Annotated in this window: 20 protein-coding genes and 1 pseudogene; 7 read left to right on the top strand and 14 right to left on the bottom strand. The window is 70.1% G+C overall.

Annotated features, from left to right (window positions below):
• Window positions 1-78 precede the first annotated feature (78 nt).
• Window positions 79-1,158, top strand: a complete 1,080-nt coding sequence (locus tag ABD327_RS23460) for a hypothetical protein (RefSeq protein ID WP_344452802.1) — start codon at window positions 79-81, stop codon at window positions 1,156-1,158.
• Window positions 1,159-1,294: 136 nt separating this feature from the next.
• Here the strand turns inward: ABD327_RS23460 and ABD327_RS23455 are convergent, their stop codons facing one another.
• The 5 genes and pseudogenes from ABD327_RS23455 to ABD327_RS23440 all read right to left on the bottom strand — a co-directional run bounded on the left by ABD327_RS23455 (window position 1,295) and on the right by ABD327_RS23440 (window position 8,311).
• Entirely contained in the window at window positions 1,295-3,724 is a 2,430-nt protein-coding gene (locus ABD327_RS23455; RefSeq protein ID WP_344452801.1) for a hypothetical protein, read from the bottom strand.
• A 1-nt stretch (window position 3,725) separates the two neighbouring features.
• Window positions 3,726-5,060 (bottom strand): FxSxx-COOH system tetratricopeptide repeat protein, encoded by a 1,335-nt coding sequence (gene fxsT / locus ABD327_RS23450; RefSeq protein WP_344452799.1) that lies wholly within the window; start codon window positions 5,058-5,060, stop codon window positions 3,726-3,728.
• 868 nt (window positions 5,061-5,928) lie between these two features.
• A complete protein-coding gene (locus ABD327_RS37500; protein WP_425547193.1) occupies window positions 5,929-6,618 on the bottom strand; it encodes a site-specific integrase in 690 nt (229 codons plus the stop codon).
• 78 nt (window positions 6,619-6,696) lie between these two features.
• Window positions 6,697-7,917: pseudogene (locus ABD327_RS37495) on the bottom strand (RNA polymerase sigma factor); the annotation flags it as partial.
• A gap of 70 nt (window positions 7,918-7,987) precedes the next feature.
• On the bottom strand, window positions 7,988-8,311 hold the full coding sequence (locus ABD327_RS23440; RefSeq protein WP_344452797.1) for a YciI family protein: 324 nt from the start codon (window positions 8,309-8,311) through the stop codon (window positions 7,988-7,990).
• A 102-nt stretch (window positions 8,312-8,413) separates the two neighbouring features.
• Here ABD327_RS23440 and ABD327_RS23435 point away from each other — a divergent pair, with 102 nt between their 5' ends.
• Window positions 8,414-9,079 carry a DUF998 domain-containing protein gene (locus ABD327_RS23435; RefSeq protein WP_344452796.1) on the top strand — a complete coding sequence of 222 codons (666 nt, stop codon included), beginning with the start codon at window positions 8,414-8,416 and terminating at the stop codon, window positions 9,077-9,079.
• Between the two features lie 85 nt (window positions 9,080-9,164).
• Here the strand turns inward: ABD327_RS23435 and ABD327_RS23430 are convergent, their stop codons facing one another.
• The gene (locus ABD327_RS23430; RefSeq protein ID WP_344452795.1) at window positions 9,165-10,784 is read right to left on the bottom strand and encodes an ABC-F family ATP-binding cassette domain-containing protein; all 1,620 of its coding nucleotides are present in this window, start codon (window positions 10,782-10,784) and stop codon (window positions 9,165-9,167) included.
• Window positions 10,785-10,863: 79 nt separating this feature from the next.
• Here ABD327_RS23430 and ABD327_RS23425 point away from each other — a divergent pair, with 79 nt between their 5' ends.
• Together ABD327_RS23425 and ABD327_RS23420 are read left to right on the top strand one after the other, a co-directional pair.
• The gene (locus ABD327_RS23425) at window positions 10,864-11,517 is read left to right on the top strand and encodes a nucleoside/nucleotide kinase family protein (RefSeq protein ID WP_344452794.1); all 654 of its coding nucleotides are present in this window, start codon (window positions 10,864-10,866) and stop codon (window positions 11,515-11,517) included.
• Window positions 11,505-11,903 carry a VOC family protein gene (locus ABD327_RS23420; RefSeq protein ID WP_344452793.1) on the top strand — a complete coding sequence of 133 codons (399 nt, stop codon included), beginning with the start codon at window positions 11,505-11,507 and terminating at the stop codon, window positions 11,901-11,903. Before ABD327_RS23425 ends, ABD327_RS23420 begins: the two co-directional genes overlap by 13 nt.
• A gap of 42 nt (window positions 11,904-11,945) precedes the next feature.
• Here the strand turns inward: ABD327_RS23420 and ABD327_RS23415 are convergent, their stop codons facing one another.
• The 5 genes from ABD327_RS23415 to ABD327_RS23395 form a co-directional block, all read right to left on the bottom strand.
• Complete coding sequence (locus ABD327_RS23415) at window positions 11,946-12,743, bottom strand: thioesterase family protein (protein ID WP_344452829.1); 798 nt, start codon at window positions 12,741-12,743, stop codon at window positions 11,946-11,948.
• A 5-nt stretch (window positions 12,744-12,748) separates the two neighbouring features.
• Window positions 12,749-13,912 (bottom strand): thiolase family protein, encoded by a 1,164-nt coding sequence (locus ABD327_RS23410; protein ID WP_344452792.1) that lies wholly within the window; start codon window positions 13,910-13,912, stop codon window positions 12,749-12,751.
• 113 nt (window positions 13,913-14,025) lie between these two features.
• Complete coding sequence (locus ABD327_RS23405) at window positions 14,026-14,400, bottom strand: hypothetical protein (protein WP_344452791.1); 375 nt, start codon at window positions 14,398-14,400, stop codon at window positions 14,026-14,028.
• A 35-nt stretch (window positions 14,401-14,435) separates the two neighbouring features.
• Window positions 14,436-15,254 (bottom strand): NAD-dependent protein deacetylase, encoded by an 819-nt coding sequence (locus ABD327_RS23400; RefSeq protein WP_425547192.1) that lies wholly within the window; start codon window positions 15,252-15,254, stop codon window positions 14,436-14,438.
• A gap of 69 nt (window positions 15,255-15,323) precedes the next feature.
• Window positions 15,324-15,980 (bottom strand): NUDIX hydrolase, encoded by a 657-nt coding sequence (locus ABD327_RS23395; RefSeq protein ID WP_344452789.1) that lies wholly within the window; start codon window positions 15,978-15,980, stop codon window positions 15,324-15,326.
• A gap of 114 nt (window positions 15,981-16,094) precedes the next feature.
• Here ABD327_RS23395 and ABD327_RS23390 point away from each other — a divergent pair, with 114 nt between their 5' ends.
• The 3 genes from ABD327_RS23390 to ABD327_RS23380 are packed head-to-tail and all read left to right on the top strand — an operon-like array spanning window position 16,095 to window position 20,615.
• Window positions 16,095-18,722 (top strand): CHAT domain-containing protein, encoded by a 2,628-nt coding sequence (locus ABD327_RS23390; RefSeq protein WP_344452788.1) that lies wholly within the window; start codon window positions 16,095-16,097, stop codon window positions 18,720-18,722.
• Window positions 18,723-18,736: 14 nt separating this feature from the next.
• Window positions 18,737-19,075, top strand: a complete 339-nt coding sequence (locus ABD327_RS23385; RefSeq protein ID WP_344452828.1) for a CATRA system-associated protein — start codon at window positions 18,737-18,739, stop codon at window positions 19,073-19,075.
• Window positions 19,062-20,615 (top strand): CATRA conflict system CASPASE/TPR repeat-associated protein, encoded by a 1,554-nt coding sequence (locus tag ABD327_RS23380; RefSeq protein ID WP_344452787.1) that lies wholly within the window; start codon window positions 19,062-19,064, stop codon window positions 20,613-20,615. The genes ABD327_RS23385 and ABD327_RS23380 overlap by 14 nt, the downstream gene beginning before the upstream one ends.
• A gap of 63 nt (window positions 20,616-20,678) precedes the next feature.
• Here the strand turns inward: ABD327_RS23380 and ABD327_RS23375 are convergent, their stop codons facing one another.
• The 3 genes from ABD327_RS23375 to ABD327_RS23365 form a co-directional block, all read right to left on the bottom strand.
• A complete protein-coding gene (locus ABD327_RS23375; RefSeq protein WP_344452786.1) occupies window positions 20,679-21,116 on the bottom strand; it encodes a nitroreductase family deazaflavin-dependent oxidoreductase in 438 nt (145 codons plus the stop codon).
• 86 nt (window positions 21,117-21,202) lie between these two features.
• Window positions 21,203-21,979, bottom strand: coding sequence for a class II glutamine amidotransferase domain-containing protein (locus ABD327_RS23370; RefSeq protein ID WP_344452785.1), 777 nt, complete (start codon window positions 21,977-21,979; stop codon window positions 21,203-21,205).
• Window positions 21,980-22,029: 50 nt separating this feature from the next.
• Window positions 22,030-23,799, bottom strand: a complete 1,770-nt coding sequence (locus ABD327_RS23365) for an N-acetylglutaminylglutamine amidotransferase (protein ID WP_344452784.1) — start codon at window positions 23,797-23,799, stop codon at window positions 22,030-22,032.
• Window positions 23,800-23,811 lie beyond the last annotated feature (12 nt).

Below are 23,811 nucleotides of genomic sequence, written 5' to 3'. Positions count from 1 at the left end.
GAAGTGAGATCTGTGCGGGAGAACACGATCGGTACTGTGCGGTCGAAGATCACCGAAAAAAGACGCGCTGGGAGCGGAATGACCACCTGGCCGACCGCAGGGCATCTGGACGGCGGGGAAGCGGCCGACGAAGTCGACTCCTGGAAACCCGCGCGGAAATTCCCCGAGCACTATCCCGGCGAGTGCCCGGCCGGGGACTACCTGCTGTGGAACCGGCACGTCCACGCGCTCGAGCACCGGGCGGCCACGGGGTTGTCGCTCAGAGGGGAGGAATCCCGCTCCCTTGATGCGTTGCTGGCCTCCCTGGGCCTTCCCGGTCTGGCGGAACGTGTCCCCGTGCTCGCTTACGGGGCGAACCGGAACCCGGCGACGCTGCACCTCAAACTTCTCAACTACGGTTACCGTCCGCCCAACGGCAGGGACCACTGCCTCCCGGTCCTGCGCGGAGAGCTCCACGGCGCGGACGTCGCCGCCTCCGGACTGCACGGTCACGGCTACCTCTACGGTGAACTACTGCTGAACAGCGAGCACACCCGCGATTCCGTTCTCCGCTCCCGCATCTGCATGGCCGACGAGGATCAGCTCCGGGCGCTGAACGAGAGCGAAGAAGTCCGGCAGGGCCGCTACCACTTGGCGTGGATACCGGGGGTCAGGCTCCCCGGGACAGGACGGCCGATCCCGGCGCTCGGGTACGTCGCCAACGCCCGGACCTGGCTGTCACCCGTGTTCCAGACACCCGTAGGGTTCACCTCGGTGCAGGCGGCCGGCCGTACGTACCCCTCGATGACGGCCACCGAAGGGCTGGCGCACGCGCTCGACTCGCTCGGTATCCGGAGCGAGGCCAGCAGGCTGTCCGGACTCGCCGACGACGAGGCCCTCGCCGCCGAGCTGGCCAAGTACCTCAACGGCCAGTGGTGGTACCACTTCCACACCGGCCAGTCCCCCATCTCCGGTTACCACGGCGTCCTCGATCTCTTCCGTTCCAGAATCGCCGAAAGCAGCATGCCCGTGCGCACCTACGACCACCTGGTCGAGCAGGGTCGGGTCCTCTCCGTCGACGACGCCTACTCCCATGCCCGGCTCCTCCGCCGTGTCCGCGCGGAGGGCGGGGCGTTCTCGTCCGACTGCTCCGACCCAAGTGGCGGAGATGGGTGCTGATCTTCTGGGTCTGGTTCCAGGGGGACTCTCCGAGACCGTTCATAGGTTCTCGGGGCAGACCAGAGCCTCCACCAGACCCGGAGCGCTTCACTTGCAGCCCGAAAAGATACCCAGGCGAGTCATGTGGAAGAAGAACTCACAGACCAAACGGGTTGAGAACAAGGGAGAGCGCCACCAAGAGCGCTGAAATCGGGATGAGGACGTCCACTGTTACTGATCCGACAGACCGTGCCGGAGTCTCTGGGAGCGAGATCCCGTGGTGTCCGGAGGCCCGCTCCCGGATCGGGGCCAAGTCCAGCCAGCGGCCTCGCGGATGGCGGAGTCTGATCGGCTTCCCTTGATGACGGGTGAGCAGCACATGCTCGGTCAGCAGACCGGTCCGGACTCTGACCGAGGAGATCTCGCGCCAGAGAAAGAAACGTCGCGTGTCCCAGACTCCCCGATCAGTGACGGTCGTGTGGAAGTTGCGCCGGAGGTAGGCGCCCGCAAGCGCACTCAAGCTCAGGTTCATGGTGGTGGCGGCGAATCCGGCAGCCACGATGGTCTGGTTGAGAGGGCCGTGCATGAACCGGGAAGCCGCCGTGAAGAAGAAAGCCAAGAACATCAGGTTATAGACGATCAACGGACGGATGAAATGGAGCGTCCATCCGTGCCCCGAATGCAGCCGGAACGGCGGAGTCTGCGGCCCTTCCTTGGAGTTCTCCTGCACGATCGGTCGCAGAACACCCCCCGGGACGAACCCGTCCGGGACGGGCCCGACCCTCAGGTCGGTATCCGCAGGGAGGCCGAGCCGGTCGATGCCAGGCCTCAGGAAGCGGTCGTTGAACCAGTAGTACACAGCGTACGGGAGGGCCAGCCGATGGAGTCTGCGGCGGTGGCGAGCGCTCTCAGGCGGGAGAATGCGGTCGAACGTCTCCAGCGTGGGTTTCAGCACCGAGCGGGCGCGAAGCACTTGTCCGCGGTGCAGGAGCGCGATCGCCAGAAAATATCGGATATCCGCGAGATGGCCGGCGCTGGAGGGTGCGGTTCGGTCCGCGCGGGCCTCGTCGAGCAGCCTGGTGCACATCTCGATCGCATGGGTGAAGTCGCCGACTACCCGGGCCAGCTGGAAGACCGATCCCGTCAGGCCGCGGCGCTGGGCCATCGTATGAAGGAAGGGGAGGGTCTCGATGAGGTCGACGACCTCGGCTTCGAGGGTTCGCGCCTGAGCGAGGATCTCGGCCGCCGCAGCAGGGAAGGTCCTGGCGTCGAGGTTCCCCAGGGCGCAGGCGTAGACGTACATGAGATCTGTGTACAGCCGGACTCGCAGGCTCGGCTGAAGCGGGGCGCCGGCGCGGAGCTGGGCGTATGCCTCCTCGAGATACTCGCAGGCTTCCTGCGCGTCCAGATCGCGGAGGGCGCCACCGATGACCAGCAGAGCCGTCAGCCTCGCGGTTCGTACCTCCTCATTCTCCTGATCAAGATCCTCGGTGAGCTCGAGTGCTTTTCTGCCGAGGGCGATGGCGGCCTCAGGTGGGTCGAAGACGACTGCGGCGAGGCTGGTCAGCCAGGTCGCGGCGGAGGCCGGGTCCGGTGTCCTGTCCAGGATCGTGTTCGTTTGCTGCTCCACCGTCGCAGGGTCGATCCGGCCGAAGCCCGCGATCGCCGTGTGTATGTCGGCGATCAGCCGGAGCTCCCATGCGTCCTCTGCCGTGTACTCGGCGCCGAGGGTCTGTGCGGCCTCGTGTTCGCCCATCCGGACCAGGATCGGAATCAGCTCTGAGGCGAACAGCCTGAAATAGGCATCGGACGTACCGAACGAGCGGCGCTGGATGTCCAGGGCGTCTTCGAGGACCGAGCGCATGCGCAGGTCATCGCGGCCCTCCTCGAAGGCCTTGAGGCCGTCTTGCGCCCCGAGGATGTTGGTCGCATCAGTGGCAAGGCCGAGCAGGGAGAATCGTGCGAGTTCCTCTGGTGGTGCCCAGTCCGCGATACGCCTGAGATGTTCCAGGTTGGCCTGCCAGCGGTCGGCGCTGTCGCGTGGGTCGGGTTCGCGCATATAGCGCTGGACGAGGTCATGGACCTCAAGGGCGAGCCTGGACGCGGCTCCCGGATACTCGACCTTGCTCATCCTCGCGACCAAGGTGAGGGTCTGTACGACCAAATACCGGGCGGACTCCTCATGGGTCAGGTCGGCCATGGCGAACAACCGCACTTGGAACTGGGCGGGGGCTTCCTCGGGTTTCACGCCGGCGAAATAGCACTCACAGAGCCAGCGGAGGACGCCGCGGAGCGGCGCGGAAGAGGCCCTCTCCTCAAGCGTCATGGCAACCCATGCCGCGATCCGGAACTCACCCAGATCCGCGAGAAACTCGGGGATCAGGAGGCTCCAGAAGTCCTCATCCTCCTCGGTGTATTCGTGATGGACCCTAACGGCGGTGAAGACCGCCTCTTCCTCAAGGTCCGGGTCCTGACCGGCGAGCTGGAGAAGACTCAGAACGCACCCATCACGGTCTACGTGCCGGTCTTTGACGATTTCTCGGATTGGATCAGACAGATCGTCCCAGCCGTCGAACTCGTCGCTCATGTCAGACGACCGCCTGATGCCTGGACACCTCTCGGCGGTGTGCGATGAGTGCCGTCCGTAGCTCAGGATCCTTCCGGCCGGTCAAGTTGAGTGCCTCGGCGGCTTTGAACAACCACCGGCCACGGTGACCTGGCGGAATGCGTTCGCGGGTGATCTGCTGGACCAGACGGTGCACGCCGAGGACGCCGCCTTCCTGGCGTCGGATCAGCGAATAGTCGGCGAGCAGACCGTACAGGTTCAGCCTGGCCAGTTCGTTGGCGGCCACCGCGCGCAGCGGCTGGGGCAGGACGGGTGCCGCGTGCTCAAGCAATGACTCGGGAATACCGTCGGGTGCGAGGAACGAGCACAGCCACAGGAACTGAAGAGCGGCCTGGGACTTCTCTCTCAGCTCGGCCAGGGCCATCGCGTAAGTGACGAGCACGCTGCGCGGATAGTTAGCTACATCTCCAGAATCTAGGACATCTGCAGGATTTGACTTATACAGCCGTAGATAGGTCTCGATGGTGATGTCGCGTCGGCGGATGAAGCTCGAAGCCTGGTCGAGTGCGAGGGGCAGGCGTCCTAGTTCTTCGGCCAGCGCGTCGAGATCGTCGTCTATCTGACCGGGGATCGACTTGTCGAGGAAGTCACGAGCCTCGTCGGCGGTGAAGACGTCCACGCGCAGCGCGTTGGTCGACGGGCTCCAGGAGGCGTTACGCGAGGTCAGCACCAGATGCCCGCGCGACGACCCGGGGAGGTAACGCGCTATCTCCTGCTCACTGCGCACGTTGTCGTAGACGAGCAGCCACCGCTCCCGCCGGTCGAGCACAGAGAACGCGGCCGAGACCTTGTCCTCAGCGTCTCCGACGGGAAGGTCCAGCTTCCAACAGAGCGTTCCGAGCTGCCGCGGAATCTGCTCCGAGTCCTCCGCCGCGATCCACCAGACGATGTCATAGTCGCCTGCCGCGTAGTGCCGGTGGGCGTATTCAAGGGCCACCTCGGTCTTGCCGATGCCCGGCATGCCGTGCAGTGCCTGTTTGGGCTGCGCCACCAGCGCCACGACCCCGCGCCCCAGACTGGCGCGCAGATCGTCGAGCAGTTCGGCCCGTCCACTGAAATGCGGGTTACGGTCGCGCAGATTGCTCGCGTGCGGGATGAGAGCCTCTTCGGAACGCCCGGCCTTCCAGTCGGTCGCGATCTGCACCGCGATGACCAGAGGGACGACCACCGCGACCGCCACCCAGGGCAACACCTCGGGGAGGAGAGTACCGCCGGTCACGATGTTGATCAGCGCGGGCAGAACAGCCACGCTGATCAGGCCGTAACTTACTTTCCCCGAAATCCGCAGAAATCGCACGAATTCACCTTAGCGGCGGCCATTCCCAAAGGCGAGGAACCTGGGCTTCCCTAGAACACGACCTGCAACCGCCTGCTGGTGTGGTGCGTAGGTAGAAAGCGGCCCACCAGTTTATGATGACGAGCGACGCGCGAAATCGCTACTTGCCGAGCACCTGGACGATGGTGCTGATGATGCTCGCCGTCGCGGCGATGAAGCTCCGGCCATGAGCCAGATTTGAGCGCTGCGGTGGTGGCGTGTTTCGCTCTCCAGGCGAGCCTGTTCGCTCACGAAGCCTAGAAGCGACTGGAGTTGTTCCGGTGCCAGCTCTTCGCCTTCTCCGTTCGCAGGTGGCTGGCTCCTGCGTCTCGCGTACCGCGCGTGGAGGGTGTAGGTGTACTGCCGGCCTGATGCCGTGTTAGCTGTAAGTTGCTCGCTTCTACGGAAGAGGCCAGGAAACCCCGAGAGCGTCACCGCGACCTCGGACTCTTCCAGTCCAAGATCTCGTGCCGGCCCGAAGGGCGAGCGCGAACGCTCTTTCACGAGGGCTAGGTAGGTGGTCAGAGCTATGAGTGTGTCCAGGTGATCGCTGTACCGATGCGCTCGCTCACGCTGCCTCAGTTCGCCAGAAGCCCTTTGCGATTCGACGCCGATACAGTCCGTCCGAACCGGTCCACAGATGGGACCGAAACCGGTCCACCACGTGGACCCGAATCAACGGATGCCGCAGGCCGCGCTAACCATGAGGGCAGGGCCCTTTCGGAAGCGGGACCAGACGATCCGATCTGATCTCCATTCTCGTGGCGGCGGCCGACGTCTGTGTCGCCGCACGGCCGAGCTCGGCGGGCGGGAGGCCACCCGGCGGATCCGACCTCGCGTTCGTTCGGGGTCAGCGGGGGCGGGCATGGCGGAGTTGGTGGAGGGTGTAGCCGTGACCTGAGGGATCCAGGTGCTTCGTCTTCTGTTTGAAGATGTATTCGGCGCGTTCGTACGAGAGGCGGCGGCGGCCGGTCTCCGGGCACAGGTCCGCGGCGGAGGGGGTGCGGGAGGGGGCTGGCCTGCGGTCGGAGAGGAACACCGGGCCCCGGGTACGGGGCGCGACGAGGCTCAGGAGCAGGTCCGCGGTGTCGGAGTCCCGGTTCAGGCCGGGGGCGGTGCGGGTGTGCGGGTCGAGGTCTTCGATGTCGAGGGCGAGGGCCTCGGCGATCGTCGTGGAGGACTCGTACAGGAGGGACCACAGGGCGCGTTCCCTCGGGGAGACGTCAGGGCGGGACAGCAGGCGGGCGAACTCGTCCGGGTGGAGAGGGCGGCGGGGGGCGCGGGATTCGTGGTGGCGGGGCAGGGATGACGCGAGATCCGTCTTCGGCCAGGCGCGGGGTGGGGCGGCGGCCCAGGTGGAGAAGGAGCGGAGGGCCGCGCGGTGGCGGTTCCAGGTCTTGGGGGACGCGTCGGGCCAGACGGTGGTGAAGGTGCGGGCCACGTGGTCGGGGGTGAGGGACTCCAGGGGGGTGCGGGCGCCCAGGGCGCGGGTCAGGCGGTGGAGGGTCTGGGTGTAGGAGCGGCGGGTGGCCGGGGTCAGGTCGTCTCGGGCGAGGAAGGCCTCGGCGGCTTCGGCGAGGGTGACGCCCGGATCGGGCGGGGAGGCGGGGAGGGCGGCCGCGCGGTTGAGGAGGAAAGTGCGTTCGGCGGTGTTGCGGGCCAGGGAGGCGGCGCGTTCGAACTCGGTGCGGGCCTCGGCAGGGCGGTCCAGCTGCGCCAGGAGGTCGGCGCGGACGCTGGGGAGCAGGTGGTAGTCCTTCAGGGCCGGGTCGCCGGTCAGCTCGTCGACGACGGCCAGGGCCGCTTCGGGGCCGTGGACCTTGCCGACGGCGACGGCGCGGTTGAGCCGGACGACGGGGGTCGGCAGGACTTGGACCAGCGCGTCGTAGAGGGCGGCGATCTGCGGCCAATCGGTCTCCTCGGCGGTGCGGGCGCGGGCGTGCGTCACCGCGATGGCCGCTTGGAGGACGTACGGGCCGGGCGGGCGGGGGTGCTCGCGGGCGCGTAGGAGGGCGGCCATGCCGCGGCGGATGAGCAGCGGGTCCCAGCGGCCGCGGTTCTGCTCGTGGAGGCGGAGGGGCTCGCCGGACGGACCGGTACGGGCCGCCGTGCGGGAGGCCTGGATCTCCATGAGGGCGACCAGGCCGTGGACTTCGGGTTCGGCAGGGGCCAGTTCGGCCAGCAGCCTGCCCAGGCGCAGGGCCTCCAGGCAGAGGGTGGGGCGGATCAAGTCGTCGCCCGAAGTCGCCGAGTAGCCCTCGTTGAAGATCAGGTAGACGACCTCGAGCACGGACGCCAGCCGGTCGGCGAGCTCGGCTCCGGGGGGCAGCTCGAAGGGGATCGCGGCGTCGGCGAGGGTCTGTTTGGCCCGAGCGACGCGCTGGACGACCGTCTGCTCGGAGACGAGGAACGCGCGGGCGATCTCCTTGGCGGTGAGGCCGCCCAGGAGGCGGAGGGTCATCGCCACCCGTTCCTCGGTGGGCAGGACGGGGTGGCAGGAGACGAACATCAGGCGCAGGACGTCGTCGCCCGCCTCGGTCTCCCCGGCGTCGGAGTCCTGCTCCAGTTCGCGGGCGAGCTGCTCCTGCCTGCGCTCCAGGCGTTCGTTGCGGCGCAGGTGGTCGATGGCGCGGCGTTTGGCCGCCGTCATGAGCCACGCGGCGGGGTTGTCGGGGACGCCCTGGCCGGGCCACTGCTCCAGGGCGGCGACCAGCGCGTCCTGGGCGAGCTCCTCGGCCAGGCCCACCTCGCGGACGATCCGGGTGAGCGCGGCGATGATCTTCGCCGACTCGAGTTTCCAGACCGCGTCGACCGCGCGGTGGGCGTCCCTGGCCGTCACGGACACGATCAGAGCACCGCCCCCGCGCGGACGCAAACGGGGGCGGTGCTCCGGGGCCGGCTTCGGCGGTTCAGCCGAAGACCTGCCAGATCTGGCTCTCGCCGTCGCCGACGATCTTCCGGAAGCGCCTGGCCACCTCGAGCGCCTCCTCCTTGGAGCGGACCTCGACCAGCGCGAAGCCGCCGACCACGTCCTTGGCCTCCAGGAACGGCCCGTCCGTGACGGTGATGTCGTCGCCTTCGGAGGTCATGACGAGGCCGCGCGGCTCCAGGCCGCCGGTCGCCAGCAGGATGCCGGCCTTGGTCATCTCCTCGACGAAAGCGCCCATCTCGGCGAAGAGCTTCTCGTCCGCTTCGGACCCGCCCTTGGTGGTCATCAGGTAGCGCATGTTCATGTCCTTTTCTTTGGGGTTCGTTCCGTCCTACGCCCACTCGTCGAACGGGACGATGTGACAGGGAACGCGTTCCCTGTCACATCACTGAAGCGACGTGACAGCATGACGACCCTTCAGCACGCAGCCCCCGCCACCGCCGCTTCCCCGTCCACCCGGACGCTGCTGGCCCTCGCCGCCGTCGCCGCTCCCCTGTGGGCCGTGGTCTCGCTGGTCCAGGCGTTCACCCGCGAGGGCTACGACCTGATGCGCCACCCGCTGAGCATGCTGAGCACCGGCGCCCTCGGCTGGCTCCAGATCTCCAACTTCCTGTTCTGCGGCGCCCTGACCGTCGCCGGGGCGGTCGGCCTGCGCCGCGCCATGCGCGGCACACCGGGCGGTACCTGGACGCCCCGGCTCGTCGCCGTCAACGGCCTCGGCATGATGGCCGCGGGCGTGTTCTCCATGGACCCCGCCGACGGCTTCCCCGCTGGCACCCCGGCCGGAGCCCCCGAAGCGATGAGCTGGCACGCCGTCCTGCACCTGGTCTCCGGTTCGGTGGCCTTCACCGCACTCATCGCCGCGTGCTTCGTCCTCGGCCGCCACTTCGCCCGCACCGGCGACCGCGGCCGCGCCGTCGTCTCCCGCGTGGCCGGCGTCGTCTTCATCCTCGGCGACGGCTGGGCCATGAGCGGCGGCCCGGCGGGCTCCCTCACCCTCGCGGTCGGAGTCCTCACCGGCATGCTCTGGGTCTCCGCGGTCGCCGCGCACCTCCGCGGGACGGCCTCCTGAACAAGCCGGGAAACGAACAAGGCCTGCCCGTCGAAGACGGACAGGCCTTCGCCCATGAGAAGACCCGACCAGCGAAAAGACCCGCTCAGCGGTCCCGGACGACCCGGCGTTCGTCCCAGACCGGCTCGGACGTCTCGCGGACGACGCCGTCGGAACCGAAGACCAGGTAGCGGTCGAAGGAGCGGGCGAACCAGCGGTCGTGCGTCACCGCCAAGACCGTCCCGTCATAGGCGTCGAGGCCCTCCTGCAGCGCCTCGGCCGACTCCAGGTCGAGGTTGTCGGTCGGCTCGTCCAGCAGGAGCGCGGTGGCTCCGCCTATCTCGAGCAGCAGGATCTGGAAGCGCGCCTGCTGGCCGCCGGAGAGGGTCTCGAAACGCTGCTCGCCCTGCTTGTCCAGTTCGTAGCGGCGCAGCGCGCTCATCGCGGCGCCCTGGCTCTTGGCGTGGTCCGCCCACAGGATCTCCACGAGGGTGCGTCCGAGGAGTTCCGTGCGGGCGTGCGTCTGCGCGAAATGTCCGGGAACGACGCGGGCGCCGAGTTTCCACGCGCCGGTGTGCGCGACGTCCTCGCCCGCCAGGAGCCGCAGGAAGTGCGACTTCCCCGAGCCGTTGGAGCCCAGGACCGCGACCCGCTCCCCGTAGAAGACCTCCAGGTCGAACGGCTGCATCAGGCCCGACAGCTCCAGCCCGGCGCAGGTAACCGCCCGCACTCCCGTCCGGCCGCCGCGCAGCCGCATGGTGATCTCCTGTTTGCGCGGAGGCTCCGGCGGAGGGCCGGCCTCCTCGAACCGGCGCAGCCGGGTCTGCGCCGCGTGGTACCGCGACGCCATCTCGTCGCTGCGCTTGGCGTACTGCCGCATGTCGACCACGAGCTTCTTCAGCTTCGCGTGCTGTTCGTCCCAGCGCCGCCGCAGTTCCTCGAACCGCTCGAACCTCTGCGCCCGCGCCTCGTGATAGGTGGCGAACCCGCCGCCGTGCACCCACACGTCGCTGCCCGCGGGGCCCGGCTCGACGCTGACGATCTTCTCAGCGGTCTGTACGAGCAGTTCCCGGTCGTGCGAGATGAACAGGACGGTCTTGCGGGTCTCCTTCAGCCGCTGCTCGAGCCACTGCTTGCCGGGAACGTCCAGGTAGTTGTCCGGCTCGTCGAGCAGCAGGATCTCGTCGGGGCCGCGGAGCAGCGCCTCCAGCACCAGGCGTTTCTGCTCGCCGCCGGACAGCGTCCGCACCGCGCGCCACTGCGCCTTCTCGTACGGGGTGCCCATCGCCGCCATGGAGCACATGTCCCACAGGGTCTCGGCCTCGTACCCGCCGACCTCGGCCCAGTCGCTGAGGGCCTGTGCGTAGTCCATCTGGGCGGACTCGTCGTCCCGCTCCATCATCGCCGTCTCGGCCTCGTCCAGCGCCCGGGCGGCCTCCCTGATCCTCGGCGGCGAGACCGAGGCCAGCAGGTCGCGTACCGTCCGCTCGTCCCTGACGGATCCGACGAACTGCGGCATGACGCCGAGCCCGCCGGTGACGTTCACCTTCCCGCCGTGCGGCTTCAGCTCCCCCGCGATCAGCCGCAGCAGCGTCGTCTTCCCCGCTCCGTTGGCGCCCACCAGGGCGACCGTCGCGCCCTCCCCGACCCGGAACGAGACGTCGCCGAGCAGCACCCGCCCGTCCGGCAGGAAATACTCCACGTGCGCGGCCTCGACATGTCCCATCGCTGAAGTTTAGAGCCGCTTGTGAGCACGGGGCCCTCCCCCGACGAGGCTGCCGCGCACTCCGTGAGAAAATCGACATATGCGAGCACGGCCGATCTCGTCGGAGCATCTGGTCGAGGAGCTCTGCGACCGCATCGCGGCGGCTCCCCGGGAGCACCGGCTGCGGGTCGCGGTCGACGGGGCCCCGGCCGCGGAGCCCGAGCGGCTCGCCGACGCGCTGGTCGAACCGGTGCGGGCCCGGGGCCGGGAGGTCGTGCGGGTGTCCGCCTGGGACTTCCTCCGTCCCGCCTCGCTCCGGTACGAGTTCGGGCGGCACGACCCGGACGTCTTCTACGACGACTGGCTGGACACGGGCGCGCTCCTCCGCGAGGTCCTCGCCCCGCTGGACCCCGGCGGCACGGGAAAGGTATTGCCCAGCCTGTGGGACCGCGAACGCGACCGGGCCACCCGCGCCCGGTACGTGGAGGTTCCGCCCGGAGGCGTCGTCCTGGTCGACGGGGCGCTCCTCCTGGGCCGGTGGCTCCCCTTCGACCTGACCGTCCATCTCGCCCTCTCCCCTGCGGCCCTGGCCCGCCGGACGGGCGAGGACGAGGCCTGGACCCTGCCTGCCTACGCCCGCTACCAGGAGGAGGCCCGCCCGGCGGACACCGCGGACGTCGTGGTGAAAGTGGACGACCCCCGCCATCCCGCGCTGGTCACCGAGGGTGGAGGATCAGACCCATGGACGTACTGAGCAGCCGGGTCATGCTGCACCCGACGGACCTCGAACGCAGCCGGCGGTTCTACCGGGACGTGCTGGGCCTGGCCGTCTACCGCCAGTTCGGCCCCCCGGACTCCCCCGGCACCGTCTTCTTCCTCGGTTCGGGCTTCCTGGAGGTCTCCGGGCAGTCCCCGGAGCCGCCCGGTGAGTCGTCCCTTCAGCTGTGGATCCAGGTCCGCGACGTCCACGCCGAGCACGAACGGCTGTCGGCGGCGGGCGTCACCGTCCTGCGCGAGCCGAAGCTCGAGTTCTGGGGCCTGATCGAGATGTGGATCGCCGACCCCGACGGCGTCAGGATCGTCCTGGTCGAGATCCCCGCCGACCACCCCCTCCGCCAGGACACCCGCTCCTTTCCCTGAGAGGCGCGGCCGCGGCCGCGCCTCCCAGACCGGCCGTCCCGGTCAGCTCGGACGGACGACGCGGAGCTGACGGGCGGAGCCGAGATGGAGCCCGTCCGGGCTCCAGGCGTCGATGTGCTCGTCGATCCAGCCGTTCTCGGCCGCCGAGTGCGTCACGGCCCGCAGCAGGACCCAGGGAGAGCCCGTCCGGCCGAGTCCGAGGCCGGGGTGGGCGGTGAGCTGGACGGTCGGGATCGGGACGGGCGCGGTCAGGACGGCGGCGTACGAGGGGGCCAGCGCGTCCATCAGGAACATGAGGCGGAGGAGGTCCGGCGGGGCGTCGTCCTCGGTGAGCCGGATCCAGGCCGTCAGCTCCGGCTCGGCGCAGCCCGCGTAGGGGCGGTCGGGGCCGACCGGCCGGATCTCCGTGTGGACCGAGACCGGCACGAACTCCGGCGGGACGACGAACCGCTCGCACCGCTCGGGCGGCGGTGCGGACGGAGCCGGCGGGGTGACGACGCGGTGGGTTCCGGTCCGCGAGGGGCCGAAGACCCCTGTGGCGTCGGCGTGCGCGCCCCTGTCGGTGGAGACGCGGGCCGTGGCCGTGGACAGGGTGCGTCCGGCATGGGTCAGGGACGTCTCGAGCCGGAAGGGCCCGGTGATGGGGCGGTGGAAGCGGACCGTGGCGCTCCGCAGCCCCTGCCCGGGGACTTGCTCGGTCATCGCCGCCGCCGTCAGGGCGAGGGCCAGCCCTCCGTGCAGGCCGCCGAAGCCCCACAGGTCCCCGTGGGGTTCGATCAGCCCGCTGTGGCGGATCTTCAGGAACTCTCCGGGGGCGGGCGTCCGGGTGAGCGGGGTCATCTTCGTCACAGCCGTTCGAGGATGGTCGCGTTGGCCATGCCGCCGGCCTCGCACATGGTCTGCAGGCCGAAGCGGGCGTCGGCGTCCTCCAGGGCGTGCAGGAGGGTGGTCATGATGCGGGCGCCGCTGCCGCCGAGGGGGTGTCCGATCGCGATGGCGCCGCCTCGTACGTTCAGGCGGTCGTGGTCGACGCCGAGTTCCCGCTGCCAGGCCAGGACGACCGAGGCGAACGCCTCGTTGACCTCGAACAGGTCGATGTCGTCCTTCCGCAGCCCCGCCTTGGCCAGCACCTTCTCGGTGGCGGGCATGATCGCGGTGAGCATGAGCAGCGGGTCGTCCCCGGCCACGGCGAACGAGTGGAAGCGTGCGCGGGGCTTCAGGCCGAGCCGCCGCGCGACGTCCGCGCCCATGATGAGCAGCGCCGCCGCCCCGTCGTTGATGGGCGAGGCGTTGCCCGCGGTGACCGTCCAGCCGATCTCGGGGAAGCGCTCCTCGTAGGAGGGGTGGTGGTAGGCGGGCTTGAGCCCGGCGAGGGCCTCGACCGAGGTGCCGGGACGCACGGTCTCGTCCCGCTGCCCGGCCCAGGCGACCTCCCGGTCGAACCCTCCGCGCTCCCACGTGGCCGCCGCGCGCCGGTGGCTCTCCAGCGCGTAGGCGTCCTGCTCCTCCCGCGAGATCTTCCAGCGGGCCGCGATGAGCTCCGCGCTGATGCCCTGCCCGACGAGCCCGTCCGGGTAGCGGGTCCGCCGGAGCGGCGCGAACGGGTCGGTGCCCGGCAGGACGGCCGCTCCCATCGGCACCCGGGACATCGACTCCACCCCGCAGGCGATGGCGACGTCGTAGGCCCCGCTCATCACTCCCTGCGCCGCGATGTGCGCCGCCTGCTGGGACGATCCGCACTGCCGGTCGACGGTCATGCCCGGCACGCTCTGCGGGAATCCCGCCGCCAGCACCGCCGTCCGGGTGATGTTCGCCGCCTGATCCCCCGCCTGCGTCACGCACCCGCCGATGACGTCGTCGACCAGCGCGGGGTCGATCCCCGCCCGTTCCACCAGCTCCACCAGCGTGCGCGCCAGCAGGTCCACGGGGTGCTCCTCGTGCAGCGCCCCTCCCGGCCTGCCCTTGCCCACCGGCGTCCGCACCGCCTCGACGATGACCGCGTCCCTCATCGGATCCTCCTCGGTTGGATTTTCCTACCCGCTGGAGCCCAGCATGCTCCGGTGAGTAGGAAAAAACAACCCGCTCCGCTGTGGCGGCGATCACCAGGACGCCGCCCGCGGGCTCAGCGCGGGGAGGCGAGACGAGCCACGAGGGCCTCGGGGTCGGCGACCGTGACGGTGAGGGCCTCGTGCGGGCGGGGACCGAAGACGCGGACGGGCTCGTGGAAGGAGAGGCACACCCCGTTCAGGGCGCTGCCGAAGGTGAGGCCCGAGTCCCGCAGGGAGAGCCGCACCCCGATCGCCTTGGCCGCCTTGTAGGGGCCGGTGGGGGTGGCGGAGGCGATGTTGGAGAGGGGCGTGGTCAGGGTCCAGCGGCCGAATTCGGCGGAGAAGGTCCCGTCCTCCACCACGACCCGGCTGTTGTCCGGGCGGATGCCCAGCAGCGCCAGCGGTTTCCGGTAGCGCGGAGCGAACTCGAACGGGTACACGTCGGTCATGGCGGTTCCTCCGGCCTCAGGTGGTGCTTCCAGCCCTACCCGCAATGATCCAACAGGGCGCGGAGCGTGGGACCGAGCGGGGCGTCCAGGCGGCAGAGCGCTCGGGCGTCGGCGCGGGTGGGACCCTGGTTGATGATCGCCACGGGGATGTCCAGTTCGGCCGCACGGGTGACGAAGCGGCGGCCGGAGTGGACGGTCAGGGAGGAGCCGAGCACCAGCACGGTCCCGGCCCCCTCGACGAGCCGGTAGCACTCCTCGACGCGGAGGCGGGGCACGGTCTCGCCGAAGAAGGTCACGTCGGGCTTGAGCATCCCGCCGCAGAGCAGGCAGTCCACGGTGCGGAAGGCCGAGGTCTCCTCGTCGGTGAGGGAGACGTCCCCGTCGGGGTTGACCAGGGCGGGCGCCGCCTCCCAGTCCGGGTTGGCCTCGCGCAGCCGCCCGTCCAGCTCGTCCCGGGAGCTCGGCTCCCCGCACGACAGGCAGACCACCCGGTCCAGCGCCCCGTGCAGTTCGACGACCCGGCGCGACCCGGCGGCCTGGTGCAGCCCGTCCACGTTCTGGGTGATCACTCCGGAGACCAGCCCCCGCCGCTCCAGCTCCGCGACCGCCCGGTGCCCGTGGTTGGGCTCGGCCCGGGTGACGTGCCTCCATCCCAGGTGGCTGCGCGCCCAGTACCGCCGCCGCGCCTCGGCGCTGCCCGTGAAGGTCTGGTAGGTCATCGGCTCCGACGGCCGGGACCTCCCGCTCTCTCCCCGGTAGTCGGGGATCCCCGACTCGGTGGAGATCCCGGCCCCGGTGAGCACCACGACCTCCCCGTCCCCGATCAGGTCCGCCAGCAGGCCCGTCTCGTCCATCGTCCGCGTTCCGCCCACCCCTTCATGGTGCCCCACCGGGGGCCGTGCCGGGAGCACGCCCGCCTCGCGTCAGCGTGACAGGACGACCAGTCCGCTCAGGAGCGCCCGGGTGTAGGCGGCCAGGGTGAACCCGTCGGTGAGCTCACCGGTCCTGATCAGGTCCGCGATCTCGGCCGGCGTGACCGGGATGACCTTGTCGATGCCCTCGTCCCCTTCCGGCGGTCCGTAGTCGTCGACGGCGGCGTGGAACAGGTGGGCGGCGGTGGCCGCCAGCCCGGTGTCGGGGTGGACCACGCCCAGCGGGGTGAGCGCCGCGGCCTCGGCGCCGATCTCCTCGAGGAGCTCCCGGCGGGCGTCGTCCTCCGGAGAGGAGCCGGGCATGCCCGAGCCCCGGGGGATCTCCAGATGCCAGCGGCGGGTGCTGTGGCGGAAATGCCGGATGAGGAGGATCCACTCCCGCCAGACGGGGAGGATCACCACACCGGGGGTGTTGATCGGGGTGACGAAACGGATGTAGGTGCCGGGGCCGCCGTCGGGCATCCGGACGGCGTCGCGAAGGATCATGCCGTAGGGATCCTCGTAGACGACTCCCGTCCGCGCCCAGTCGGAAGGGTGGCCGCGGCCGGCGAGCGCGCGGCCCATCGCCTGCTCCACCCCGGCGACCTCATCGGGATCGGTCAGGATCTCATAGGGAGCTTGAGGCGGATTAATGAACAATTCCGGCATTTCGCCAATGATTTCTTCGTATCGCGACCGACTCGTGTTCTCGTTCATCCCGGAATTCTCACATGATCGTGTACTTTCTGATCGTCGAAACCCCCTGACCCCCAGGGAAGTGGTTTGTACAGCGATCGCATCCGGGACTTCTCCCAGAGCTACAGCCCCGCCGACCTGATCACCCGCTTCGACGCCCATTTCGACGTCCCGCTCCGTCACGAGTACGCGATCGGGCTGCTCAGGATGCAGGGCGCGTTCGCCGCCGAGGCTCCCGCGGCCGAGCGGGTGGGCGCGCACTGGTGCGACATCGTGCGTTCGGACGTCGAATACGCGCTGCTCGACGGCCTGCGGCTGATCGAGCTGTCACGCGGTGACGCCGAACGGCTGCTGGCCGGCTGCCGGGACGGCACCGTCCCGCATGACGACGAGTTCTCCCCCTACGCGGCGGCACGCTGGCAGGACGGCGCGGGCCGGATCCACTACCGGCTGGGCAACTTCGCCCAGGCCCGGATCCACTTCGAGACGGCCGAGCGGCTCGCGTCCGACCGCGGGCTGTGGTGGTGCCTGCCCGACATCCGGGGCAACCTCTACCGGGCGGATCTGGAAGAACGCCGCCAGACCGCCGCGCCCGAGGTGGTCCAGGAGCGGCTCGACGCGATGCTCGACCAGTGGCGGCGGACGCTGGACGACGCCGAGGCGCTGCACGACCCGGAGGAGATCCTGAGGCGGGCCGGCTCGGACGAGGCCACCGCCCGGGAACGCGAGTTCCTGCGCGGGCTGTCCAATCTGCGGCACAACGTGGCGGTCGGCGAGAAGGAGAAAGGACGCGCCGAGGAGTCCGAACGCGCCTCGCTGGCGTCGTCGCGCATCTCCGAAACGCTGGGCGACTGGTATCGGATCGGCCAGGCGCTCAACCATCGGGCGCAGCTCGACCCCTCCAGGGCGCCCGGGTTGTACCGGCAGCTCCTCGACGGGAAGTGGCGCCGCGGACGCCAGATGGCACGTCAGCACCTCGCCCGGCTGAAGGGCGGCGTCCAGGGCGCTTCGGAGCTGCACGACCTGCTGCGCGAGCTGGCCGAAGGCGCGGCCGACGGCAGGAGCGCGGGCATGGACATCGAGATCCACGCCTACACCGTGCGGTTGTTCGCCTCTCTGGTCGGCGCGCTCGACCCGGCGCGGGCCGAGGCCGAGGGCTGGTCCGACCGGTACGCCGCGCTCGCGGCCGAGGTCCCGGTCCAGCGGCAGGCCATGGCCGACTCGATCCGCCGGGTCGTGGCCCTCCCCGCCTACAAGCGGGCCTACGCCTCGGCGGTCCGGCCGAACTACCTGGAGCGGGTCGCCCGGCTCCTCGACGGGAAGGACGAACCCGGACTCCGGCCGCCGGAGCGGCTGGAAGAGGCATTGGGCCTGACCGAGGAGTCCTCGGCCCGCGAGCTGCTCGATCTGATGTCGGCCTCCGCCCTGCCGTTCCTGGACTCCCCGCCTCCCCCGCTGCCCGGGACCGTGCCCCTCCCGTCCGGACCGGTCAGGGGCGGCGGGAGCCGCCGCGTCGCGCTCCGGGAGAGCGGGGGCGGCGCGGAATTCGTCGAGGCCATGGAGCGGCGGCAGCGCGAGTTCGAGGAGCAGTTTCTGCGCAGGCCGCTGGAGACCGCGCCCCACGATCCGGAAATCGCCCACCGGATGCGCATGTACACCGTCAATCACCCTGATACCTGCATCGTTCGGTATTTCGCCCATGGTCCCGCCGGGGCCGTCCGGATCGGCGCGTTCGTCGTCCGTGGCGGCCGGCTCGGCTGCGTTCCGGACCTCTGCGGCATGGACGGGCTGCGTGCGCTCGCCGAGGGGCTGCCCGTCGAACGGGCTCCGTCCCGTCCGGAGTGCGAGCGGATCTGGGAGCTGCTCGTCGCCCCCCTGTGGGGGGACATCACGGCCGACGAACTTCCCGGGCATCTGGTGATGATCCCGACGGACGACGTCTTCACGGTTCCGCTGCACCTCGCCGTCCCGCCGGGAGACGCGGGAATGGGGACGCCGCTGGGCGCCAGGGTGCCGCTGTCGCATTCGGTGAGCGCGACCGCGTTCGTCACCCGAGGCCGTCATCTGCTGAAGCGGCAGCCCGTGGAGCCCGACGACGACCTCGCGGCGGTCATCGTCGCCCGCGACGGCGTCTCGGGCCGGGAGGTGGTCGGCACCGGCTGGCCGGCCGGGCGGACGCTGATCGTGGGCGACATGCCGGACGGGCTGGAGCCGGAGGTGAGGCGGCTCGATCCGGACTGGAGGGCGCTCGCCGCGGTGAGCGCCGTCAAACCCGAGTTCTTCGTCTACGCCGGGCACGGCACCTATGACCGCTCCTACGGCCAGACCGGGCCCTCGCTCGAGTTCGGCGGCGACCGCCTCACCCAGTACGACCTGGCGCTGCGGCTGCGGCTGCCGCGCAACAAGCTGACCGTGCTCGGCGCCTGCCTGGCCGGGCAGGGCGAGCAGACCGGCGGCGGCGACGTCGTCGGGTTCCTCCGCTCGCTGACGGCCTCGGGAGCCGGAGCCGTCGGCGTCCCGCTGTGGAGCGTGCGGGACCAGGCCATCGCCGACACCGTGCGGGTCCTGCTGCGGGCCAGCCGGACCGCGCTCGACGCGGGCGGAGCCGGGTTCGACGTGGTCGAGACACTGCACGCCGAATACCGCGAGATCGCGCGCCGGCCGCTGGACTTCGCGTCGATGGTCGAGTTCATGCCGATCAGCCTCTACCTGTAGGAGAAGCCGTGGACATGCCGATGGGGCTGGTCCCCCTGCTGCTGACGCTGCCGACCTGGCGGCTGCCCGACTGGACCGAGGTGGACCGGGGCCTCGCCTACCTGGCCGAGGCCGTACGGGACGAGGACGCGCGCGCCGTCGAGGCGGCGGCACGCTTCCTCACCGGTTTCGACCCCGTACGGCGGAGTACGCCCCTTCCCCGGGACCAGGGCCCGGGGGCCCGCCTCTACCCCGAGATGGAGGGGGACGGCTCGTATCCCCTTCCCGACTCCACCCGGGAGCTGCTCAACCGGATCATCCACGAGATCGGGGACTCGGAGCAGAACGGAACCACCGACAGTGTCACTCCGTAGAACGGCGCTGCTGCACCACGCTTTCTTCTCGGCCGTCCCCGGGCACGCGCTCACCCCGGGCTCCCCCGTCCGGCAGGCGCTGGAGCGGACCTGGCGGCGGGTCGGGGACCTCGGCTTCGACCGCCGGCTCCAGAGCGCCTGGCCGGCGGAGCTGCCGCCTCCCGAGGCCGGCCTTCTCCGTCCGGGCGTGAAGATCCTGGCCGCCCGCGGCGCGTCCGACGACCCCGGCTGGAACCAGGCGTTCGCCTACCAGCTGGACGACACGGTCGGCGTGAGCGTCCTGCGAGGACTGCCCGGACCCGCCGCGGCCTGGACGGCGCTCACCGAACGCTGGGAGTCGCCCGACGGACCCGGCCTCTCGGAGACGGACCCGCCCACCGGCGTCTTCGGCCTCGCCACCGTCCTCCTCGGCCTGGTGCCGGCTGAGGACTGGGACCGGCTCAGTGCTCCGTCCGCGACCGGCGCCACCGCGCTCGGCGCGGAACTCGCCGACGAGCTGGGCCTTTCCCCCGGCACCGACGCGTGGAGCTCCTCCTGGTTCCGCCCGAAAGAGAACATCCTCGGGTGGGAGCTTCCCGCCTCCGGTGTCCCCGGCACCCGCCGGGTGCTGGTCGTCGCGCCCGAGACCGCCGAAGTGGAACTGCTGCACTGGCTCTGGTCCGGCCCAAGGCCCGGCCTGCCCGTCTTCACCGGCTACCTCCGCCATGCGGCCCAGCTCCGCTACCAGTACCGCATCCTGACCGAGAACCTGCAGGGGATCCGGAAGTCGATCCAAGAGGTCGACTCCGGCTGCCGATACCTGGCCCGCATGCTGGACCAGGACCAGCTCCCGGTGGACCGGATCCTCGCCGTCGAGAGCACCCTGGGACAGCTACAGCTGCGCGAGGGCGGCGTGATCGCCCGTCTGGCCGACATCCGGGGCATGACGCACGCCGTCAAGACCGCCCGCCGCAACATGGTCGCGATGCTGGGTCCGCTCGCCCCCGACGACTCCGGCGGCCCCCTGCACCACGACTCCGAGCTGGCTCAGTGGACCCTGGAGCAGCTGGAGGCCGAGCAGGTCTTCCTCTCCTCCGCCATGACCAAGGCCACCGAGATCGGACGGATCAGCTCTGTGGTGGTGGCCGGGAGGCTGGCCGAACGCCGCGAGAACCTGTTCCTGTTCCAGACCAGCCTGGTGGGCTCGCTGCTGATGGTCCTCGCCGGCATCCAGAGCCTCCAGTACGACGTGGACCTGCCCGGACCCCTCCTCGCACCCGTGATCGCCCTGCTGGGCGCCCTCGCGCTCTTCCTGCCCTCCTCGGTCCTGCACTGGCGCCGCCGCACCCCCCGCCCCGACCGCTGGGCCAGGCTCGACCTCTTCTTCGCCGGCTGCGTGGGAGCCTCACTCGGCTGGCTCGCCGCCACCGGATTCCACCTTCTGTCCCATGACGCGGCCGCCCCTCCCCCCGTCTCCGTGCTCTCAGCGCTGGCCGGGACTCCCCTGGCCATGTTCCTGTTCGACCGCTTCCGGCAGATCATGGACCGGCGCACGAAGTGACCGCCGACCCGCTTCCCGAGCGCGGAGGCCCCCGGCGGTGCGCCGGGGGCCTTCGGGAGCGGTTCAGGGCGACGGGTCCAGGACGAAGACCGGGATGTCGCGGGAGGTCTTCTTCTGGTAGTCGGCGTAGGCGGGCCAGGCCTCCACGGCGCGGTTCCACCACTGGTCCAGTTCGTCCCCCTCGACGCGGCGGGCGACGTAGTCGCGCAGGACGGGACCGTCCTGCAGCATGACGTGCGGGTCCGCGACGATGTTGTGGTACCAGACGGGGTGCTTGGGCGCCCCGCCCAGGGAGGCGACGACGGCGTAGCGGGTGCCGTCGGTGACCCGCATCAGCGGCGTCTTCCTGAGCTTCTTGGACTTCGTGCCCCTGGTCGTCAGGATGATGACGGGCTTGCCCCCCATCGTGCCGCCCTCTTCACCGCCGGTCCGCTCGTAGAGCTCGACCTGCTCGGCGACCGCGTCGACCGGACTCGGCTCGTACTCACCTTTGAGTGGCATCTGGACTCCCCTCCGTGTTCCTCTTCAAGATCTCATGGATCTTGAAGAGGAACACGGCCGGGGGTGCTCTCCGTACGGGCCGCGGGTCAGATCGGGTCGGGGACCGAGGAGGGCTGCTCGGAGCCGGTCTCCTGGTGCGGGAGCTCGACCCGCAGGGGCATCACGGTGACGCCGAGCGGGTCGGCGATGACGAGCTGCCGGTCCGGGACCCTGATCCAGCCGTCCTCGTCGTCGAACGGCTCGCTGGCCAGCAGCGTCCCCTGCTCGTCGCTGCGGTAGCAGAGCGTCTCGCCCCAGGTCGTGGCGACCAGGGTGAGGCCGTCGGTCGCCAGGATGTTCAGGCAGGCGTTCTGGTCGAGGGCCGCGATGTCGCGGACCAGCTCGGGCACCGCGGCCGTGACCTGGCTCCCGGCGTGCAGGCGCTGCCACAGCAGGGCCGCCAGGAAGGCGGCGTCGCAGGTGGACTCGGGGGTGAAGCCGGGCTCCAGGAGGGAGGCGGCGAGCCCCACGTTGAGGTGCCCGTTGAGCGACATCAGGGCGCTGCCGTTGGTGAACGGCGCCGTCGCCTCCGCCTCGATGGGCATGCCGGGGCTGGCCCCTCGCGCCGCCCCGATCACGCAGTCGGCGACGACCGAGGCGGCCAGCATCGGGAACTCGTGGTCGGCCTCGATCGGGCCGACCCGGCGGTAGTTCACCGCCTTGCCGGGAGCGGGGAACCAGCCGACGCCGAACCCGTCCTGATTGATCAGGTCGATGTGCTGCCAGCGCGGGCGGGCCGCTTGCTTGGGCAGGCCGTAGGGAGGGTCAAGGACGAGCTCCTTGACCGAACGGTCAACTCCGAGCCAAGCGAAGTGACGACACATACGACCCCCCTACTGTGCGTTGTTTACGGGTTCCGCATGCAGCATAAGAGCTAAACACCATGGTTTTGCAGCCACAACTCCAAAAGTGCGAGCTGCCACAGCGCGCTCGCTCCCAGCGTGGTGCGGTTGCCGGACGGGTCGGCCAGCAGCCGGTCGGTGTACTCGGGCCGGAAGAGCCCGCGCGCCTTGGCCTCGGGAGCGGTCAGCGCCTCCTGGACGAGGTCGAGGTAGGGCCCGGAGAGGTGCCTGATCACCGGGACGGGGAAGTACCCCTTGGTCCGGTCGATCACGGCGTCCGGGACGATGCCCCGCGCCGCGTCCTTGAGCACCCCCTTGCCCCCCTGGGCGATTTTGAGCTCGGGCGGGCAGGACGCCGCCAGCTCGACCAGGCGGTAGTCCAGGAAAGGGGTCCTGGCCTCCAGGCCGAACGCCATGGTCATGTTGTCGACCCGCTTCACCGGGTCGTCGACCAGCATGACCGTGGTGTCCAGGCGAAGCGCCGCGTCCAGGGCCTCTTCCGCGCCCGGCTGCGCGAAGTGCTCCCGGACGAACTCCATGCTGTGGTCGCGGTCCAGGTAGGCGGGGCTGAGCTGCTCCGCCAGCTCGGCGTGCGGCCGGTCGAAGAACTGCGCGGCGTACACCTCGGCGGCCTTCCCGCGCGGGACGCCGGCGAGCGGCGGATACCAGCTGTAGCCGCCGAGCACCTCGTCGGCGCCCTGCCCGGACTGCACGACCTTGACGTGCTTGGAGACCTCCTGGGACAGCAGGTAGAAGGCCACGCAGTCGTGGCTGACCATCGGCTCGCTCATCGCGCCGACCGCCCCGTGCAGGGCGGGCAGCAGCCGGTCGTCCCCGATGTGGATTTTGTGGTGGGTGGTGCCGAAGTGCTTCGCCACCAGGTCGGAGTACTCGTACTCGTCGCCCGACTCCCCGCCCGCGGAGTGGAAGCCGATACTGAAGGTCTCCAGCCCCTGCTGTCCGGCCTCGGCCAGCAGTCCGACGATCAGGCTGGAGTCCAGCCCGCCGGACAGCAGCACGCCGACCGGGACGTCCGCGACCATCCGAATGTCCACGGCGGCCCTGAGGCTTTCCAGGATCGCCCCGGGCCACTCACGCGGATCCTTGGGCGTGTCCCGGGTGAAGGACGGATTCCAGTAGACGTGGTCCTCGAAGCTCCCGTCGGCCTGGACGGTCCGGACGGTCGCCGGGGGCAGCTTCGAAACCCCCTTGAGGATCGTGCGGGGCGCAGGGACCACAGAGTGGAAGGTCATGTAGTGGTGCAGGGCGACCATGTCCAGCGAGGTGTCCACCCCTCCCCCGGCCAGCAGCGCCGGAAGAGTGGAGGCGAACCGGAGCCGGTCGGGCCCCGAGCTGACGTACAGGGGCTTGATGCCCAGCCTGTCTCGCCCCAGGACCAGGGTTCCGGAGTCCCGCTCGTGGACGGCGAAGGCGAACATGCCGTTGAAGCGGCTCACGCAGTCGCGGCCCCAGTGGTGGTAGCCCTTGAGGATCACCTCGGTGTCGGAGGTGGAGAAGAACCGGTACCCGGCCGCCTGGAGCTCGTCCCTGAGCTCCTTGTAGTTGTAGATGCAGCCGTTGAAGACCGCGGTCAGGCCGAGCTCCGGGTCGGCCATCGGCTGGGCCCCCCGCTCGGAGAGGTCGATGATCCGCAGCCGCCGGTGGCCGAAGGCCAGGGCGCCCGACGACCAGACGCCCTGACCATCCGGCCCGCGGGATTCCAGGGTGGCGTTCATCCTGGCCACGGCCGTCACATCGGCGGGAGCACCGTCGAACCGGAACTCGCCGCAGAAGCCACACATGAAGAAGAAGTC

The sequence above is a fragment of the Actinocorallia aurantiaca genome (genome assembly GCF_039533685.1).
In the GTDB taxonomy this organism is placed as follows: domain Bacteria; phylum Actinomycetota; class Actinomycetes; order Streptosporangiales; family Streptosporangiaceae; genus Actinocorallia; species Actinocorallia aurantiaca.
Note: the sequence above shows the minus strand (reverse complement) of the source record. Positions and strands in the feature narration are given on the sequence as shown.

Coding starts and splice junctions, on each gene's coding strand:
- ABD327_RS23420 (WP_344452793.1), top strand. CDS start 11,505: ATGGACGTACTGAGCAGCCGGGTCATGCTGCACCCGACGGACCTCGAA.
- ABD327_RS23440 (WP_344452797.1), bottom strand. CDS start 8,311: ATGAACATGCGCTACCTGATGACCACCAAGGGCGGGTCCGAAGCGGAC.
- ABD327_RS23435 (WP_344452796.1), top strand. CDS start 8,414: ATGACGACCCTTCAGCACGCAGCCCCCGCCACCGCCGCTTCCCCGTCC.
- ABD327_RS23395 (WP_344452789.1), bottom strand. CDS start 15,980: ATGCCGGAATTGTTCATTAATCCGCCTCAAGCTCCCTATGAGATCCTG.
- ABD327_RS23425 (WP_344452794.1), top strand. CDS start 10,864: ATGCGAGCACGGCCGATCTCGTCGGAGCATCTGGTCGAGGAGCTCTGC.
- ABD327_RS23365 (WP_344452784.1), bottom strand. CDS start 23,799: ATGTGTGGCTTCTGCGGCGAGTTCCGGTTCGACGGTGCTCCCGCCGAT.
- ABD327_RS23455 (WP_344452801.1), bottom strand. CDS start 3,724: ATGAGCGACGAGTTCGACGGCTGGGACGATCTGTCTGATCCAATCCGA.
- ABD327_RS23405 (WP_344452791.1), bottom strand. CDS start 14,400: ATGACCGACGTGTACCCGTTCGAGTTCGCTCCGCGCTACCGGAAACCG.
- ABD327_RS23460 (WP_344452802.1), top strand. CDS start 79: ATGACCACCTGGCCGACCGCAGGGCATCTGGACGGCGGGGAAGCGGCC.
- ABD327_RS23430 (WP_344452795.1), bottom strand. CDS start 10,784: ATGGGACATGTCGAGGCCGCGCACGTGGAGTATTTCCTGCCGGACGGG.
- ABD327_RS23375 (WP_344452786.1), bottom strand. CDS start 21,116: ATGCCACTCAAAGGTGAGTACGAGCCGAGTCCGGTCGACGCGGTCGCC.
- ABD327_RS23385 (WP_344452828.1), top strand. CDS start 18,737: ATGCCGATGGGGCTGGTCCCCCTGCTGCTGACGCTGCCGACCTGGCGG.
- ABD327_RS23400 (WP_425547192.1), bottom strand. CDS start 15,254: ATGGACGAGACGGGCCTGCTGGCGGACCTGATCGGGGACGGGGAGGTC.
- ABD327_RS23415 (WP_344452829.1), bottom strand. CDS start 12,743: ATGACCCCGCTCACCCGGACGCCCGCCCCCGGAGAGTTCCTGAAGATC.
- ABD327_RS23370 (WP_344452785.1), bottom strand. CDS start 21,979: ATGTGTCGTCACTTCGCTTGGCTCGGAGTTGACCGTTCGGTCAAGGAG.
- ABD327_RS23410 (WP_344452792.1), bottom strand. CDS start 13,912: ATGAGGGACGCGGTCATCGTCGAGGCGGTGCGGACGCCGGTGGGCAAG.